Here is a 16,706-nt window from a genome sequence, read left to right as displayed (position 1 = left end):
AAGCTCCCTTTGCTTTGTGCACACAAGCAGTGGGCCTTGGTTTATCCGTGATCGCTATAACGGGTGAATGGCTGGGAAGGTGCTACCAACACCCACCAGCCGCCCATTTCACAGTTTAAAGTCGTCTGAACCGTTCACCGTTGCCGCAGTCTTTCAAAAGACCGGCAAGGCTGAACTGAGTAAGAAGAAGTTGGCAACGCGGCAGGGAAAGCCCTGACAAGGCAGCCGCATCGCTGACGGAGAAAACCCCCTCCGGTAACACCTCAAAAAAACAAGCCGCTGCTGTTGTCATATCTTTCTGTTTTAACATGGTATTTTATACCTTTGGTCAGTTATTGTGCATAAATACACATGTAACTCTGACCAAACGTAACAGCAAGTCTTATGTTTATTCTAGGCAATAAAAAACCCCGCGATTGCGAGGTTTATATACAATTATGACAACATATCAAATTACCATTAAATATGGCTCAAATTATTGACTTTTGCAAGTTCCAACTACATTTTTGCGCCGTATTTCCAGCCTGTTGTTTCTCATTTTCCGTAATGCCCCGCAGTCCAGGGTTTTACAGATAAGCAACAGTTCCTGCCAGTGTGTTTTGTAGTTTCTGCACCAGTTATCAGAAGCTACCCCCACCAGCTCGGCCAGCTCAGACTGATAGTAATACCCGTCTTTGTTCATGGTGTAATCCTGCACTGCCAGCCATACCAGCGCCCTGAGTCGTTCTTTTACTTTCTTTGACACCCGGCGGCCTTTAATCCGTTCCTGCATTTCGCTCCATACATAGGCGGTGATAGCCGTCTGGTGTGAGAACTTCAATTCTTTACCATAGCAATACAGCAGCCAGGACTGCTCTGCCTCATCCAATTCCATAATTGCCCGCCGCCAGGAACAGTTCTGATAGTCCACCCGGTCAATAGGTGGCATCGGTAACACGGAATAGTGTGTTGACCAGCAGGATACCGCCTCGGTTTCCCGGCTTACCTTTCTGCCGTTCACGGTAATATCACGGGGCTTTTTACGTGGGTAGCGCGTTGTGTTTCCCAATACAAATCCCTCAAATGCTTCAAGCTGGCCTTTGGTTCTGCTGCTGTGGTCAGTCATTGCGATAGTCGCCATATCCCGCAGGTACTGCAAATCGTGCTCAATCATCGTTTATCTCTCCGCGCTCCGTACAGCGCATTAACCAAAAACACCGAGGCCGAATGCCCGGCGTAAACATTTCGCCATAAACTCATTCTGGCTGTCGTACTTTGCTTCCCATGCTGTCGGATCGCGGTGTAACTCGTCATGGTGAATACGGCACAGCGGGATAACTTCGTAGTCGTGTGCCTTTGTCCCCATACCACCAGCTCCATGACCGATGATGTGATGCGGGTCGTCTGCCTGCTGCCCGCACACACAACACGGCTGTTTTTTCACCCATTGCAGATACGTCGGGCACACCCAGCGCTGATATTTCGGGATTTTCATAAAGCTTTGCGGCGGCTCAGGATCCACTTTAAGAACAACGACCGGCTTTATCTTCTCTACGATTTCCTGAACAATCCGGCTGTGTGAGCACGATTGATGGACAATGGAATGCTCTGTCATGGTGCCGGTTATCTCTTCCTCCGGTTTCTGCATCAGGATGTATGAGCTGATAAAGGCAGGAAGATGATCACTGACGCGGCGCATCACCGACCAGGTGAACAAATCGGAAGGATTAAGAAGATGACCGGCCGGCAGCCGCAGATCGGTAAAGATGCTGCGTGCCACAAACGCCCGTTGGTTGTGTAACAGAATTTCGTCTGCCTGCTGCTGGTGGACATCACCCGCCCGCAAGATGTTGTCATGGTGCCAGCATGTCCGGATAAAACCATCTTTGTGGCGGGTCATGGTCAGTTCGTGGTGGTGGTAAGGGTTTTCCGGATCATTAATCTGGCAGTAGCCAACTGATTTAACGTAGTGACGGGATCCGGATAGTCCGCCGGCGGCTTTTATCACGGCGGGATTATCCAGGAAACGAAGCACCCGCTCATCTGTCAGCAGCGGCTGCGCATCTGCCGGAACACGACCGGACGGAATACCATTCATGCACTGCGGCGCCACGCTCACAACATAACGGGTGCCGTTCCGGAAATTACCGATCTCCGCACCCGGATTAAACATCAGTATCCGGGCATCTTTCTGGACAAAGCCGGTTAACAGGTAATTCATCAGGCCACCGCCGGAGTCATCATCAGTGCCAACAGTTCCGCTGATTTGCTCTCAAAGAAATGCGGCTGCGTTTCCCGCGGATTTGCCGGGGATGTCATGTTTTTACCATATGCCAGTCCACGCGTCGTTATCGACCAGAACAGGCGCTGTGTACCTCTGGATCCGGGCCGGGCTTTCTGCTCCACAATCCCCAGCTCAGCAAGACGTTTGTATGCTCTGGTCGCAGACAATGCGGCATTGTGATTTTTCAGCAGCGTAGTCAGAGATGTTGTCGGTCTGCTGGAACCATCCACTGCGCCCGCCGGTGCATCAATCGTATAGGACGGAGCCAGATCAGGAAGACCGGCCATCTTTTGCAGTTTCTGATACCCGCCAAGCTTTGACGAATTCGACAGATTCAGTGTTTTCGCCATAGACTCCAGCAGGATAGCTCCGGCCTGAACCTTATCAGCCAGCTGTATCGCCTGCTGTGTTCCGGCCACCACATCAAACGTGCGGATCACTTTCAGATTGAATGAAGGGCTGATCCACATCGCATAGGCATAAACCAGTTCTTTGCACACATAGGTGCCCTGCTCGGTGCCACCACGCAACACATTTACCGGCTGTGTACCCGAGTCGCAGATTTGCAACTCGGCAATAAGTTGCTCTGTCTGTGCATTTCTCAGCCAGTAAGGTGGTTTATGCCTTTCCTCTCCACCAGCGGCCCGGTGCAAATCATTCAGGCAATAGCGGCCGGCCATATCCCGGCGCACATTAATACCATCGACAATAATCAGATTGCTCATCGTTATCTCTCCACTCATTAAGCGCAGCCGTATACTGCGCGTTTTACATAGGGGCTGATCGTCACCACGGATTTACCACCAGCGACTTTTTCACCCCATTCAATATCAAGATGCTTTACCTGGCTGTCGTCATTCCAGATACCGGCATGTGTCAGTGCGTCCTGTATCGCCTTGATGAAGTTATCCAGATCCCGGCGGTGATTCGATGGCGGGAACAGCAACAGCTTCAGGCTGATATCACCGGTGACCGGTTTCGGTGTCCGGCCGTTAAAATGATCCAGGATGTCAGCAATAACATTCAGACGGAACCGGCGGCCGTTTTCGCTGATCAGCACCCGGCCTTTTAAGGCTCCCCGCGATGGGGAGCGCCAGTAAGTGTTCATGCTCGGCGGGAACGGGAGGGTCAGAGTTATTGCGCTGTGCATGACGGTCTCCTGTTCCAGGCTGCGATCGCCTCGTCTTCATCAAACCGTTTCATCCGCACCCCACATACGTCACAGGCAACACCGTACAATGTCAGGCCGTGGCTGCTGGGGCGGTGTATCGTGATATCAGCACATCCGCAAAACGGGCACGATTTTAGTTTCTGTGTCTTTTTAATCAGTTTGCTCACGCCATCACCCCGCAGCTCTGTTTCATCTCCCGGCGCTTTGCCGCCAGCGCCATAAACAACCGGTTATGCGCAGATACAAACCCCCGTTCTGCCATATCTGCCGGACTGGACAGGATCGGGCCGTTGTTGCGCCGGACCTCATTCGGGTTTTCCCGCATGATGATCACCAGCTTTCTGTATCTCTGTGCCTTATCTGCCGCGTCAGGTGACAGCGAGTAAGCAGTACCCTCTGTGTGGATACGGCTTATTTCCTCAGCGGCGCCTATATGAGCCAGAACAGCTAATGCGTTCCGGCTTGTACTGCGTGACACTTTGTATTTGTCCATGATGTAGCGGGTCGTGATTGCAGTACCCGCCGGGATATCAGTTGCGATTCTGAGATAAAGAATCATCACGCAGCCTCCCCTGTTTTCTCCATTTCCTTCACTGCATGACCAATGCGGGCCGCTGCTGTAACCAGATGGTCAGGATCCATCTCAATCCCGATAAACCGGAACCCTTCCGCAATGGCCGCTTTTCCTGTGCTACCGGACCCCATGAACGGATCAAGTACAGTCCCGCCTGCAGGCGTTACCAGACGGCAGAGATAGCGCATTAAATCCACAGGCTTCACTGTCGGATGTGTGTTTTTGGCGCCACTGGTACGTCCGGCACCGGCTCTCGGATTATTGATTCCAACGCTGCCCTCTGCGCGGCCACCGGTCATTTCTGAAGCAGAGGCGGCAACAAACCGATCCATACCTGCATCGCGATCTGATTTACTAACTTTTGCGCAGTAAAAAAACCTTGCCGCTGATGTTGCAGATTCAATGCGTGGCTCCGGGTTTGAAACTACATTTTTAAGTTCGCCGTACACTCTGTTGCCATTGTCTGAGCAGTCATTTTTGGCCTTTCCCTGCTGCCCTTTTGCATCAGGAAATGCAGTTATCACTTCGTGGCTGCCGTCATGAATCACATTTGCAGGCCAGCGCCCCTCATTGTTCTGTGCCCACTCATTCCCTGCTGGTGCTTTACCATCACGAACATCAGACAGTAAACCGCCCGAACCACCAGCCAGCATTTCTTCTGTCGGTATACGGCACAGGTCAATATTCAGGGCGCCGGTTCCGAACTCCGTGACATTATCCAGAATCGTGCCGCTGAACGGTTTACGCGCCATGACAATGGGCTCATGGGCCGGTTTTAATGCCGTTCCTTTGCCCTTATGCTCACCATCAAGGTTTTTCGATTTCGGGAAGCCACTGCCGTAAATCCACATAATTTGATCACGTATCTCAAAACCAGCATCCTCGATGTTTACCACCAGGCGGTGATATGTCCGGCTGCCGCCAAATGCCAGTAAGTGTCCGCCCGGCTTTAATACCCGCAGGCATTCCGCCCACTGCTCAACGGTCGGCACCGAATAATCCCACTTATTCGACATAAACCCGATGCCATACGGGGGATCGGTTACGATTGAATCCACTGAGTTATCCGGAAGGTTTTTTAAGGCATGTTCACAGCGGCCGCCAATCAGTTGGTAATCCATCAGATAACCCCCTTGTGCTGGTAGCATTTAGCTGTGGCGCGGGTCATGAAATACTGCCGCTCGATATTTTGGAACCGAATGAGGTCATCCCAGCCACGACTGTGGCAAATGCGGATTACCTTATGGCGGCTGTTCCAGTGGTCTTTCAGGTCATGCAGTACCCACCACCGGCGGATTTGATGCAGGACAGCCAGCACCGGAAGCACACTCACGCCGTAAATCTCTTTGCTTTCTGAGCGCATGTTCATGCTGCCTCCCGTTCTTTTGCGGCCTGCTCTGTGGCCTGTTTCCAGTACCCGCGAAATGCTGCGCGTCCGGCAATTTCATTCATCCGGCCAATATGTGATTTATGCTTGTAAACCAGTTCCTGCACGCGGTTTTCTGGCTTCCAGTTGGAGGATGAGAACATTTTTCTGAAGACTTCATCGCACTCGGTGGTGTCGATGTTCTTTGAGTCCGCAGCGCGTTTAAATCCTTCAGCCTGTCTCAGCCAGTAATTAAACCCAGCGTTCCAGTCAGCGTATTGGGTGCCCTTGCTGGCGTGGTAGTCCCTGAATTTGCCAAACTCATCCTGAACATCCAATCCGGCAGTTTTTGCCCGTTCAGTGTGTTCCGGTGACGGGGCGAAGTTTTCCGGCATCACGGTTTTGCTTTTCGCTTTTCCGCGAACAGGATTAATATTTTTATTATCTGGATCTATGATTGGATCATTACTGATTCTGGGTGCAGCTCCTGCACCACTACCGGAACCAGTTGCACCACCTGGTGAATCTCCTGCACCAGTCCCGGAACCATTTGCACCACTCACCCCCGCAGGATTTGCACCATATGGTGCAGGAGATTCACCACTCACAACGGCGGTATTCAGACGCAGATGATAGATGTTTGACTGGTTCAGACCGTTGGCCGATTTCCGGGATTCGATACGAACCAGCCCCATTTCCACCAGAGCGTTAATGTGGTTCTGTACTGAGCGCTCTGACATTTCGCACTGCTCAGCAATGTACGGCACGGACGGCCACGACTCGCCCTGGTCGTTGGCGTTATCAGCCAGCTTTACCAGTACCAGTTTGCGTAGCGCATTGCCGGTTTTTATCTGCAAAGCCCGCGCAGTTAAAATCATACTCATGGTTTCACCTCATCCACGCGTGTATACCGCTCCTGAAAGGTTTTCAGAGGTTCAAAACACGGATGCTCATAGCCGTCACGCATGAAAATCACCCGGCTGTTTTGCCGGTCAAACCGGACAACATGAACTTTCCGCCCGCGGCTGTCGGTGTAATACCGATCCAGATTGTCAGCTGTTTCTTTCATGCCGCGGCTCCTGCTGTCTTACCCAGACGGTTAAAATCACCTACCGCCCACTTCACAAACTGGTAGTTTGTTTCTGAGAAACCTTCCGGTACTCTTACCGTATAAACAAATGCGGCAGGGTCTTTACCACCCTTTACAGGAGCAACACGGAGTTGCGCAAAGCCTGCCAAATGAGTTAATCTGCTCATGCGTTTATCTCTTCACACAAATTGATATAGCGCAACCGAGGCCACCGGCCGTATACCGGTGGTCTCACTTTTCATCCGGAACCCCGAATACAGCGTCAAGACTCCCGACAAACCCCAAAAAGTAAGCAAATACCTTTCCTGATTTTTTATACATACCCCTGACTTCCTCCCGGGTTAACTTTCCGTCCTTCAGACTTTTATCGATATGTAATTCCAGATCTGCCCGTAAGGCTGAAAGGGTCATCCGGATATCAAATAATTCAACTTTGTCGATATCTTCTGGTGACACATCTGGCATTGGTGTCATGCCGTGGCGGTCCATGTGGTATTCGACCAGGTGACGGGTTTTGGTCAGATCTTCCATCGCTTCCAGTTCGTCATTGTCGAAAAACCGGCAGCCGTTCTTCTCATACAGTTTGTTGTTGAATGTCGTCAGTGACATCCCCAGCGCTCCGGCCAGTGCTTCCCGCCCACCCGGCATGGCGCAGCACATCTTTTTTACGACTTCTTTCAGTGATTCATTCTTCATTGCCTACTCGCTTTTGGATTGGGTTGTAGTTAACTGGGTTAGATAGCTTTGGTACCCTGTTTGTAAAAAGAGGGGTCGAATTTCAGTTTTCCGCCAGTACGACAGGCTGCTTCTAATGCCCTGCTTTTAGGGATTAGCCCTCCCGGACGTTTTTTCCATTGGTAAAATGCTTCTCGGGTTATCCCAAAAAAATCAGCTACTTTGTTGGCGCTTCCGAAGTAAATTTCGACATCGTTTGCGGTCATACCCACCTCCATTTATAAGTTAATTTAGATATTAAAATACAATTTAATTTTTATCAACAAAATATAAGCTAACTTAGTTAAAAACTAACATTGGGATGAACATGGATACTGTTGGTAGCAGAATAAAAAGGCTCAGGAAAACAACCAAGACAACTCAAAATGATCTTGGGAAGTACTGCGGTGTGTCCGGTGTTGCAGTAGGTTACTGGGAAAAGGACCTTAATTTACCAAATGGAGATGCCTTAATAAGATTGGCAAAGTATTTCAACACTACCGAAGCTTATATCCTCTATGGTATTCCATCGAAGCAGGCTAATGCAGTTGTTACCACAATGAAAAGACTACCTATTTTGTCATACGTACAAGCAGGGAAATTCACTGAAAGCATCCCTGCAGAAATATATGATGAAGCTATTGACTATATCGAAACGTCAATGAAGGTATCCCCTGGAAGCTTTGCGTTAATTGTTAGAGGGGATTCCATGACAAACCCAGCAGGAATGCCATCCATACCAGAAGGAGTTAAAGTTATAGTTGACCCCAGTGAAGAGCCAGTGCATGGAAAGATTGTTGTCGCCCGCCTAGACGGAACCAGTGAAGTAACAGTAAAAAAACTTGTTTTTGATGGCCCCAATAAATACCTATCACCACTCAACCCACGATACGACAATATCCCCATCAACGGAAACTGCGAAATTGTTGGTGTTGTGAAGGGTGTTCAATACGAGCTTTAATCCCGCCCACACACAAAATCAAAATTATTTTAGATTTTGTGTTGACTGAAAATCTAAGTTGAATTAGATTTAATCCTAACGAAGATTAGGAGAGAATCTAATGCAAACAGAACCAATCATCACCACTAACAACATGTCAGTAGACGACGTTGCCATGTGGATCACCGAAAAAGCCAAGGCCTTTCACAAACTGCAATCACTCCGTACAGAACGCGAAAGAGCAATCCGCGATCACTAACGTGCTCTGGACCGCTTTGACGAAGACATTGCCAAATGGGAAGACCGCTGTACTTTAACAGTACAACCGCAGTAACGGCTGCGTATCTGAATAACTGTGTGAAGAGTAAACGACCCCACAACAATAACCATGCAATACCATTAGCGGCCGTGCATAACACGGTGCAGTCCACCAGCCGGCCGCCATTTTTTTACAAACATAAGTCCACCGGCGTAAATCGTCCTGCCGGATAGATACCTTGCCTGACTGCTGGTGGACTTATCTTTGTGTGAAGAGACAACGAAAGGAAAAACGCAATGAGCGAGAATAACCGCATGACCAGTATACCGGACTTTTTTTCCGAGTTAGATGCCGGTGTGTTTGAAAACAAACTTTCTGCTGCACTGAATGAAGTCGCTTTTGGTACCAATAAGAACGGCGGTACCGGTGAAGTACATGTTATTTTTAAATTCACTCAGTCAGATGAAGACCGTGTGAAAATATCTCACAAACTGAAAATGGTTACCCCGACCAAGCGCGGTAAAAAATCGGAAGAGGATACAACCGAAACACCGATGTGGGTCGGTAAAGGCGGGAAACTCACTATTCTGCCAGAAGACCAAGGGCAGTTATTTGGTATTGACGGCAGTATCGACGGGAAATTAAAAGCCATTAATTAATTTCCATTTTTTAAATAAATCATTCCATTTACTTTTTATGTTTTTAATTAAACAGGAGCCTTTGTATGTCTAATTTAGACGGAGCCGCTATTTCTCAGATTAAGAATATGGTTGTCGCTGCATTAAGTCTGGGTACTGTAGAAAAATCTCTCTGCCCTGCTGTGGTTTTACCGGGTGATTTTAATGTTAAAAGCCTGGAGCACTTACAGGAAGGCCGCTACCGCTTCCGTGGTGCAATGGATACAACCAGTATCACTGATTTTGTGAAGTATTCCCTGCAACACGGTGTTGAGGGAGGTGTCAGCTGCTTTATTGATGCCGATGTGATGAGTGCAAAAACCATCTTCAATATCGGCACCATCGGTGAACCGGGACACGCTGATAATACAGCCGTGGTGTCACTGAAAAAGACATCACCTTTTGCATCACTGCTGAATATTAATGGTGATCGTCTGAGTCAGAAAGCGCTGGCAGAATGGCTGGAAGACTGGCGCGATAACCTGATGGCATTTGATGCAGAAGGTAATGCCATTGATATTAAGCAGGCAATCAATGCCGTCCGCAAAATCACCATCGAAGCAAGCCGCTCCGCAGATCATGAAGACAGTGATTTCGGCGCTAAGCGCTCTGTGATGGAAAGTGTGGAAGCGAAAAGCCGTGACGTCATGCCTGCAGTATTCCAGTTTACTTGCACACCATACGATGAACTGTCTGAACGTGCTATCAAACTGCGTTACAGCGTTCTGACCGGTGGTGATGTACCTGTGCTGGTACTGCGTATTGTTCAGCTGGAAAAACTGGAAGAGCAAATCGCACAGGAATTCCGTGATCTGCTGGCTGATAAATTCGAAGAAACTGAAATCCAGACGTATATCGGTAAATTCAAAGCATAATTATTTTATGCCGCTTTAACCGGCGGCATTTTTATATTCCAACACCGGGGAATTAATTACTTATAAAAAGTAACGGCTTTTTATTACCTAAATTGTGTGGAGAGATAAATGTCATATATAGCAACCAGTACCGGAAAACATATTGATTTCACCAATATCACTCCGGCTCAGATTTGTATCGAAGATATCGCGCGTGGTCTGTCGAATGAATGCCGGTTTGCCGGGCAACTGGAAAGTTTCTATTCCGTGGCTCAGCACTCTGTATATGTCAGCCAGATTGTGCCGCCGGAATACGCTCTGGAAGCCCTGCTGCACGATGCCGCCGAGGCGTATATCAAAGATATCCCCTCACCGCTGAAAGCCATGCTGCCGGACTACAAGGCCGTGGAAAAACGCATTGAAGCGGTTATCCGTGAGAAGTTCGGCCTGCCGCCGATAATGACCGTTGATGTTCACTATGCCGATCTGGTCATGTTGGCGACCGAAAAGCGGGACTTTGAAATAGACCCCGGCGGCCACTGGCCGATGCTGGATTCAGCTCCGCCACATGATGACATCATCATCCAGCCACTGACACCACCGCAGGCATATCACCAGTTTATGGCGCGGTTTGAAATGCTGACAGCTGAGTAAGGCGACGATTATGAGCTTTCAAAACGACACAAAATTGCATGAAATGACATGCATAAAATCAGATGGCCTGCACCGGCATTATCATTTTTCCAATCCGCGTAATTCGTGCTACTGGTTCGATATTGTGACAGTGCCTGGTTATTTATTCATGACCGGTGATATGGGGACGTGGGCCTTTAGCCGTATACGCGACATGATCCAGTTCTTTAATCACGACAGTATTGATTATGGGTACTGGGCTGAAAAATTACAGATGGGTTCAGGACGTAGTGAGGTTTCAGCGGCATACAAAGAGGTCGATTTATCTTCAACTCTTGAATTTTATCGCCGGTCATTAGAAGAGTGGCTCGCAGATACCATTGAAGGTGAGGACGACAAAGATACATTAAGTGCAATTAAAAGATCATACAGAGAATTTGCGGAACGTATCGGCCGGTTAAAGTCACTTATATCTGATTATTCAAGTGGAAGAATATCAGAGTATGTTTTTTACCGCGCTGTAGCAGAGGCAGACATGGAAGACGACTCATGGCCTGGTCACTCGTCACCGTGGGATTGGGAAAATTTAAGTCCACATTTCAAACCGACACATCACTACGCATGGGCGTGTGAAGCAATTCAATATGCCTGTCAGCGTATTGCGAATAAAGAACTGGCTGAGGCTGCGGTCGATAAACTGATTTTATTTAAGCAGGTGTCCGCATGAAACCCATCCTCGATATGTGCTGCGGCAGCCGGATGTTTATGCACGATAAGCAAGATCCGCGTGTGTTGTTCAGTGATATCAGAAATGAAGAACATACCCTGTGTGATGGCCGTCTGTTGGAAATTACACCGGATATCATTGCTGACTTTAAAAACCTGCCGTTCCCGGATGAAACATTTTACCAGGTACTGTTTGATCCGCCCCACCTCACTCGGGTTGGTAAAAATAGTTGGATGTTTAAAAAATACGGCTCACTGGATAAGCACTCATGGCGTTCTGATCTTGCTGCCGGTTTCAGAGAAGCATTCAGGGTGTTGCGGCCACACGGCAGTTTAATTTTTAAGTGGAATGAAACGCAGATATGGGCAAGCCATATTCTTGAGCTGACCGAATATAAACCTACCATTGTGCAGCGTGTCGGGAAGAACGATAAAACACACTGGATGGTATTCTACAAAGGGGAAGAAAATGGATAAATTCAAACATCTGATGATTGACCTTGAAGTTATGGCTAAAAAGCCGGATGGCGCTATAGCAGCTATTGCGGCTGTACCGTTCGATATGGTTTCCGGTGTAACCGATGATGCGCTTTTTTATGAGGTGGTCGATCTGCGTAGCAGTGCCGGATTGGGCGGAAGTATCGACGCTGATGCCGTGCTGTGGTGGCTGGGTCAGAGTGAGAATGCCAGGGGTGAAATTACTAACAGCACAATAATGATTAATCTGCCTGTTGCCCTGGGCCGACTTCATTCGTTTGCCTCTGAGTTCTGTGGAGAACAGGTTCAGGTGTGGGGTAACGGAAGTAGTTTCGATAACGTTATTCTGCGATCAGCTTATGAAAACTGCGGGATAACTCCGTTCTGGAAGTACTGGAATGACCGGGATGTGCGCACCATTGTCGAGCTTGGCCGCAATGCCGGCATCGACCCGAAAAAAGATTTCCCGTTTGTTGGTGAAGCACACAATGCACTGGATGATGCATTGCACCAGGTGAATTACGTGGTCGCAATCCACCAGCATTTATTTAAAAACCTCTAATCGTATACGGCGATGTGTGGAGAGAAGACTATGGCTATCGGAAAACTTATGAAAGCCAGCGCATGGGCAAAAAGAGAATTTGAGACAGGATCAATACCCGATAACAGAACCGTCCGGCGCTGGATAGAAATCGGATCGCTGAAAGGCCGAATTGTTGACGGAACTATTCTTGTTCATTCATCTGAACGATGGGGGGGTTGAGTCTGAGGTTTCCTCATGCGTAAGCGATCTGATTAAGGCTTCATAATATGGCACGACCTCGCAAACGGGAATTCCGGCACCTGCCGGATTTCCTTTACTATGATAAGTCAGCAAAATGTTACCGCTTCATACTTGTAAACGGTGTCCGTAAAAGTGTTGGTACTGACAAGGCAAAAGCTATAGCCATTGCCCGTGAATACAACAATATTATGCGTCAGGAACGTGCAATCAGCGTTACCTCGCTGATCACTGACTCTGGTGGTGTTAATGGGGAATCACTACCACTCGCTGAGCATTTTGATCGGCTGTTCGAGCGGATTATTCGTGACGAACAACCGTCTAAAAGCACCCAGTCTGACTGGATAAAAGATGCCGAACGTGTGAAAGAATTTTTTTAAAGATATCCCGTCTGCCGAGATCACCCTGGAGCATGTGAACGGATTTATCGCTGAATACCATGCTGACGCATCAGCAAACGTTCAGAACCGGAAAGTCGGATTTTTGAAGAAGATTTTCAGTTACGCAATGGATGAATCGCTGATGCTGGATAACCCGGCAGAACGCAAAAAAATGAAGCGTGTCGACAGTAAACGCCGGCGGCGATTGTCGTATGATGATTTCCTGAAAATCAGAGCGGCTGCTGAACCATGGCTCCGTACTGCTATGGATCTGGCCCTACAGACAACACAGGCACGGCTTGAAGTGTCGCGCATAAAATATAACATTAAAGCACCGAAGGAAAACACCTGCGGATGCATCTGGTTCCCGGAGGAAAGAAACGGGATCTACGGGATGCTGTACATTCACCGGCAGAAAGTACAACACAAGGAAGCTGCTCATGTGGCAATACCGATCGGTAAAGTTATAAAGGAAATTATTGATAACAGCCGCGATAACGTTGCCAGTCCGTACGTTGTTCACCGCGTTCCTGAGCGGTTACCAAACAAAATAAGCCAGTATGTAAACCACCCCACACAGGTGGCACCGGATTATGTCAGCCGGGGATTCTCAAAAGTCAGAGATAAAGTTGGGGTTGGCGCACACCTTGAACCAGATGAGAGGCCAACTTTTCATGAGATCAGAGCGCTGGCCGCATTTATGTTTAAACAACGCGGATTTGATCCACAAGCCAGGATGGCACATAGTGACGCTGAATCAACAAAAATTTATACAGAAAACCATGTTGATTGGGTCGAGGTACCGCACTGTGAAATCGCATAAATACGGGTGGTAAAACGAACTGTAAGCCTATGATTCGTATAGCGCAAATATTGAGAATAAAGCACTGTTTGCAAACACAGTTAAAACGATATTATTTAATAAATATCATGCAGTTACACAATAGCAAGTCGGTGTCATGGGGTGTCGGGGGTCGCAGGTTCAAATCCTGTCATGCCGACCAGCATTTTTATAAAAAAACCAACCTCTTATGGTTGGTTTTTTTTGTGCCTGTAATTCGAAAATCATCACACCTTAAGCATTTTCACCGTTTCATCGATATCTATCTCATCTTCTGAGAAAATCAGGGTGGTGCCGTGCTGTGTGGTGATCGCCAGTTTTCTGAGTGTGCGCATTTCGGCCGGGCCGGCGGATTTTGGTTTGATGTTGTTCATCAGTACGCCGACAGACAGGACTGCATTCTCTTTATCAATCCCGGTATCTGCCGCTTCTTCCTCACTGTAAACCACGAAGGACTTAATGGCCGTCAGCTTAATACGCTCACCGGCGATAAAAACATATTTGCTTTCCGGCACTACTTTTACCGCATAGGCTGACAACCCTTTATTATTGGTGCCGGGCTCAAATGTCACGGCGGCATTTTTCTTAATCAGGTCAGGATTGGCGACCTTAACCACATGAAAATAACGGTTATCCCCGTTCTCATCTTTGATAAACCCAAAACCTTTATCTTCAAACCATGTTGTGATTGTTCCGTTCATCGCCGTTACCACCTGCTTAATCATCTGTTGCTGAGTCATTACAGCGCGCAGTATAAAGGACAATGCCCGCGCAGACCACGCCTTTGGCTGAGATCCGGCGTAATCTTCAGGCACCCTCTTACCTGCCAACCGAAATTCCGGTTAAATAATAGCCTGACACCATAATTTACTGTTATCATCAAAATATGATTAGATATTAATATTATTAACTAACTATATTCCGGTAATCGAGATGTCCTGCAAACGTAAAATTCCGCTCGGAGAAAACGTGCTGGATGCAGCACAAAAGCGGATTGAATGGCTGTTTGATACTTTTGAACAAATCACCCTTTCCTTTTCCGGCGGCAAAGACTCCACCGTTCTTTTTCATCTGGTTGCAGCAGAGGCCAGAAGACGGCACCGGAAATTCAATGTCATGTTTCTCGACTGGGAAGTACAGTATTCCGCTACTATCAGCCATGTTGCTGCCATGAAATCACTCTATGCCGACTGTACTCAGCGGTTTTACTGGATAGCGCTGCCTGTCACCACCGAAAGTGGTATTTCCCAGTATGAACCGGCCTGGACGGCCTGGGAACCCGGTAAAAAATGGGTCCGGCAACCACCGGAAGATGCCATTACTGACCCTGATTTCTTTCCCTTCTATCATCCGGGGATTATTTTTGAAGATTTTACTCCCTCATTTAATCAGTGGATCACCGGAGATCATCACAGCTCTGTCATACTGCTGGGGATCCGCGCCGATGAATCATTAAACCGGTTTCTCGCCATCAGTAATAACCGGAAACTGCGTTATGCCGATGATATCCCGTGGACAACCGCATCACCGGAAGGATTCTATTATATGGGTTACCCGATTTATGACTGGCATGTGAAAGATATCTGGACTTATATTTCCCGCAGCAGACTTCCTTACAATACGATTTATGATCTGATGCATCAGGCCGGTGTCAGTCTCAGTAAAATGCGGATCTGTGAACCCTTCGGCCCGGAACAGCGCAGAGGGTTGTGGCTGTATCATGTCCTGGAGCCGGAAACATGGAGCCTTGCCTGTGCGCGGGTCAGTGGTGCGGATGCCGGTATGTTGTACACACGACCCGGAAATAAAGCCGGTTTTTTCGGTTCCCGCCAAATCAGCAAGCCTGCCGGTCATACCTGGAAATCCTACGCCCGTTTTTTACTGGCCAGCCTGCCGGAAAAAACCGCAGAACACTACCGGAACAAAATTGCGGTCTATCTGCACTGGTATGCAGAGCGGGATTATCCGGACGGGATCCCGGATGAACAATCCGGTGATACAGGCAGTAAAGATATTCCGTCCTGGCGACGGATCTGCAAAACCCTTTTACGTAATGATTTCTGGTGCCGCTCACTGGCATTCAGCCCGACCAAATCTCATTGCTACGACAAGTATTGCAGGCGCATACAGGCAAAACGCAAAGACTGGCAACTGATATAGCAGACGGATAACATAAATATGAAAACAGTACTCTCTTTACTGGAAAACTATCTGAACGGACTGGATAATGAAGAACAAACAATTGAGGCACTCAACCGGATAAAACTTTTTTTACATCAGCGCAGTCCGTTTAAAGATGAACCGGTCGATTGTGTGCTGTGGGTAAAGCGGGCACAGGTGACCGCAAATGATTATAATCCGAACGTGATGTCACCCTCGGAGAAAAAATTGCTGGAAACGTCTCTGACCAAAGACGGTTATACCCAGCCGGTTGTTGTGCTGCCATCTCCGCACGACCGCTCAGACTTGCAGGTGGTTGATGGCTATCATCGTTATTTATTAAGCCGGAAAAATGCACTGAAAAAACGACTTAACGGATACCTGCCGGTAACGCTGCTCGATACGGAAAATCACGGAGTTGCTGAACAGATGGCCGTTACTATCCGCCATAACCGGGCCCGCGGACAGCATCAGGTTACCGCGATGTCAGATATTGTCCGGGACTTATCACGACTGGGCTGGAGCGATGAAAGAATCGGAGAGGAACTGGGAATGTCGCCGGATGAAGTATTACGGCTTAAGCAAATCAGCGGTCTGGCTGAACTATTTTCTGAGCGGGAATTTTCTGAAGCCTGGACAGTAAAATAAATCATTCCGCTGTTATCCGGTCCGGATGCGGTTTACCGGGATATCTGCGGATAAAAAAACAGATTATGGCAATATAGTTACCCCCTGCTGACGGAGATCATTTTGCTGAGATATTCCCTGCTTTTGCTTTTAATAACGATGTCTGCCGCACA

25 protein-coding genes and 2 pseudogenes are annotated in these 16,706 nt (G+C 48.2%); 12 read left to right on the top strand and 15 right to left on the bottom strand.

The window, feature by feature from the left end; translation table 11 throughout:
- Window positions 1-115: 115 nt before the first annotated feature.
- From JL661_RS05955 to JL661_RS05890, 14 genes are all read right to left on the bottom strand, one after another.
- A complete protein-coding gene (locus JL661_RS05955) occupies window positions 116-310 on the bottom strand; it encodes a hypothetical protein (RefSeq protein ID WP_062773656.1) in 195 nt (64 codons plus the stop codon).
- Between the two features lie 165 nt (window positions 311-475).
- On the bottom strand, window positions 476-1,153 hold the full coding sequence (locus tag JL661_RS05950) for a bacteriophage antitermination protein Q (RefSeq protein ID WP_024474760.1): 678 nt from the start codon (window positions 1,151-1,153) through the stop codon (window positions 476-478).
- A gap of 30 nt (window positions 1,154-1,183) precedes the next feature.
- On the bottom strand, window positions 1,184-2,200 hold the full coding sequence (locus JL661_RS05945) for a DUF968 domain-containing protein (RefSeq protein WP_062773012.1): 1,017 nt from the start codon (window positions 2,198-2,200) through the stop codon (window positions 1,184-1,186).
- Window positions 2,200-2,988, bottom strand: a complete 789-nt coding sequence (locus tag JL661_RS05940; RefSeq protein ID WP_062773009.1) for a KilA-N domain-containing protein — start codon at window positions 2,986-2,988, stop codon at window positions 2,200-2,202. Before JL661_RS05940 ends, JL661_RS05945 begins: the two co-directional genes overlap by 1 nt.
- Before the next feature lie 17 nt (window positions 2,989-3,005).
- Entirely contained in the window at window positions 3,006-3,401 is a 396-nt protein-coding gene (locus JL661_RS05935) for a RusA family crossover junction endodeoxyribonuclease (protein ID WP_062773030.1), read from the bottom strand.
- Window positions 3,398-3,601 (bottom strand): Lar family restriction alleviation protein, encoded by a 204-nt coding sequence (locus JL661_RS18645; protein ID WP_073970189.1) that lies wholly within the window; start codon window positions 3,599-3,601, stop codon window positions 3,398-3,400. The genes JL661_RS05935 and JL661_RS18645 overlap by 4 nt, the downstream gene beginning before the upstream one ends.
- A complete protein-coding gene (locus tag JL661_RS05925) occupies window positions 3,598-3,996 on the bottom strand; it encodes a hypothetical protein (protein ID WP_125112390.1) in 399 nt (132 codons plus the stop codon). Before JL661_RS05925 ends, JL661_RS18645 begins: the two co-directional genes overlap by 4 nt.
- Window positions 3,993-5,129, bottom strand: coding sequence for a DNA-methyltransferase (locus tag JL661_RS05920; RefSeq protein WP_062773003.1), 1,137 nt, complete (start codon window positions 5,127-5,129; stop codon window positions 3,993-3,995). The genes JL661_RS05925 and JL661_RS05920 overlap by 4 nt, the downstream gene beginning before the upstream one ends.
- The gene (locus JL661_RS05915) at window positions 5,129-5,377 is read right to left on the bottom strand and encodes a hypothetical protein (RefSeq protein ID WP_062773000.1); all 249 of its coding nucleotides are present in this window, start codon (window positions 5,375-5,377) and stop codon (window positions 5,129-5,131) included. Before JL661_RS05915 ends, JL661_RS05920 begins: the two co-directional genes overlap by 1 nt.
- The gene (locus tag JL661_RS05910; protein WP_062772997.1) at window positions 5,374-6,258 is read right to left on the bottom strand and encodes a helix-turn-helix domain-containing protein; all 885 of its coding nucleotides are present in this window, start codon (window positions 6,256-6,258) and stop codon (window positions 5,374-5,376) included. Before JL661_RS05910 ends, JL661_RS05915 begins: the two co-directional genes overlap by 4 nt.
- Complete coding sequence (locus JL661_RS05905; protein ID WP_025155132.1) at window positions 6,255-6,443, bottom strand: DUF4222 domain-containing protein; 189 nt, start codon at window positions 6,441-6,443, stop codon at window positions 6,255-6,257. Before JL661_RS05905 ends, JL661_RS05910 begins: the two co-directional genes overlap by 4 nt.
- Window positions 6,440-6,631, bottom strand: a complete 192-nt coding sequence (locus JL661_RS05900) for a hypothetical protein (RefSeq protein WP_036423206.1) — start codon at window positions 6,629-6,631, stop codon at window positions 6,440-6,442. Before JL661_RS05900 ends, JL661_RS05905 begins: the two co-directional genes overlap by 4 nt.
- A 64-nt stretch (window positions 6,632-6,695) precedes the next feature.
- Window positions 6,696-7,160: a YmfL family putative regulatory protein gene (locus JL661_RS05895; RefSeq protein ID WP_062772994.1), complete on the bottom strand. Its 465-nt coding sequence runs from the start codon at window positions 7,158-7,160 to the stop codon at window positions 6,696-6,698.
- Between the two features lie 38 nt (window positions 7,161-7,198).
- Window positions 7,199-7,405, bottom strand: a complete 207-nt coding sequence (locus JL661_RS05890) for a Cro/CI family transcriptional regulator (protein WP_062772991.1) — start codon at window positions 7,403-7,405, stop codon at window positions 7,199-7,201.
- 101 nt (window positions 7,406-7,506) lie between these two features.
- Here JL661_RS05890 and JL661_RS05885 point away from each other — a divergent pair, with 101 nt between their 5' ends.
- From JL661_RS05885 to JL661_RS05845, 10 genes and pseudogenes are all read left to right on the top strand, one after another.
- Complete coding sequence (locus JL661_RS05885; RefSeq protein WP_062773027.1) at window positions 7,507-8,139, top strand: LexA family protein; 633 nt, start codon at window positions 7,507-7,509, stop codon at window positions 8,137-8,139.
- A gap of 100 nt (window positions 8,140-8,239) precedes the next feature.
- A complete protein-coding gene (locus JL661_RS05880) occupies window positions 8,240-8,377 on the top strand; it encodes a hypothetical protein (RefSeq protein ID WP_155724829.1) in 138 nt (45 codons plus the stop codon).
- 296 nt (window positions 8,378-8,673) lie between these two features.
- A complete protein-coding gene (locus JL661_RS05875; RefSeq protein WP_062772988.1) occupies window positions 8,674-9,036 on the top strand; it encodes a hypothetical protein in 363 nt (120 codons plus the stop codon).
- Window positions 9,037-9,101: 65 nt separating this feature from the next.
- On the top strand, window positions 9,102-9,929 hold the full coding sequence (locus JL661_RS05870; protein ID WP_062772985.1) for a YfdQ family protein: 828 nt from the start codon (window positions 9,102-9,104) through the stop codon (window positions 9,927-9,929).
- A 108-nt stretch (window positions 9,930-10,037) separates the two neighbouring features.
- A complete protein-coding gene (locus JL661_RS05865; RefSeq protein ID WP_062772982.1) occupies window positions 10,038-10,562 on the top strand; it encodes a hypothetical protein in 525 nt (174 codons plus the stop codon).
- A gap of 10 nt (window positions 10,563-10,572) precedes the next feature.
- A complete protein-coding gene (locus JL661_RS05860) occupies window positions 10,573-11,268 on the top strand; it encodes a hypothetical protein (protein WP_062772979.1) in 696 nt (231 codons plus the stop codon).
- Window positions 11,269-11,300: 32 nt separating this feature from the next.
- On the top strand, window positions 11,301-11,744 hold the full coding sequence (locus JL661_RS05855) for a class I SAM-dependent methyltransferase (protein WP_225310061.1): 444 nt from the start codon (window positions 11,301-11,303) through the stop codon (window positions 11,742-11,744).
- Window positions 11,737-12,306: a 3'-5' exonuclease gene (locus JL661_RS05850; RefSeq protein ID WP_062772973.1), complete on the top strand. Its 570-nt coding sequence runs from the start codon at window positions 11,737-11,739 to the stop codon at window positions 12,304-12,306. The genes JL661_RS05855 and JL661_RS05850 overlap by 8 nt, the downstream gene beginning before the upstream one ends.
- A gap of 36 nt (window positions 12,307-12,342) precedes the next feature.
- Window positions 12,343-12,553, top strand: a pseudogene (locus JL661_RS18315) (hypothetical protein).
- Between the two features lies 1 nt (window position 12,554).
- Window positions 12,555-13,728, top strand: a pseudogene (locus tag JL661_RS05845) (recombinase).
- Between the two features lie 245 nt (window positions 13,729-13,973).
- Here the strand turns inward: JL661_RS05845 and JL661_RS05840 are convergent.
- Window positions 13,974-14,447 (bottom strand): cold-shock protein, encoded by a 474-nt coding sequence (locus tag JL661_RS05840; protein WP_032098716.1) that lies wholly within the window; start codon window positions 14,445-14,447, stop codon window positions 13,974-13,976.
- 232 nt (window positions 14,448-14,679) lie between these two features.
- Between JL661_RS05840 and JL661_RS05835 the strand changes: the two genes are divergently transcribed.
- On the top strand, window positions 14,680-15,906 hold the full coding sequence (locus JL661_RS05835; protein WP_032098699.1) for a phosphoadenosine phosphosulfate reductase: 1,227 nt from the start codon (window positions 14,680-14,682) through the stop codon (window positions 15,904-15,906).
- Between the two features lie 18 nt (window positions 15,907-15,924).
- Window positions 15,925-16,554, top strand: coding sequence for an IbrB-like domain-containing protein (locus JL661_RS05830; RefSeq protein WP_004238015.1), 630 nt, complete (start codon window positions 15,925-15,927; stop codon window positions 16,552-16,554).
- The last annotated feature ends 152 nt before the right edge of the window (window positions 16,555-16,706 follow it).

This window comes from Morganella morganii (genome assembly GCF_019243775.1).
Lineage (GTDB): Bacteria > Pseudomonadota > Gammaproteobacteria > Enterobacterales > Enterobacteriaceae > Morganella > Morganella morganii.
Note: the sequence above shows the minus strand (reverse complement) of the source record. Positions and strands in the feature narration are given on the sequence as shown.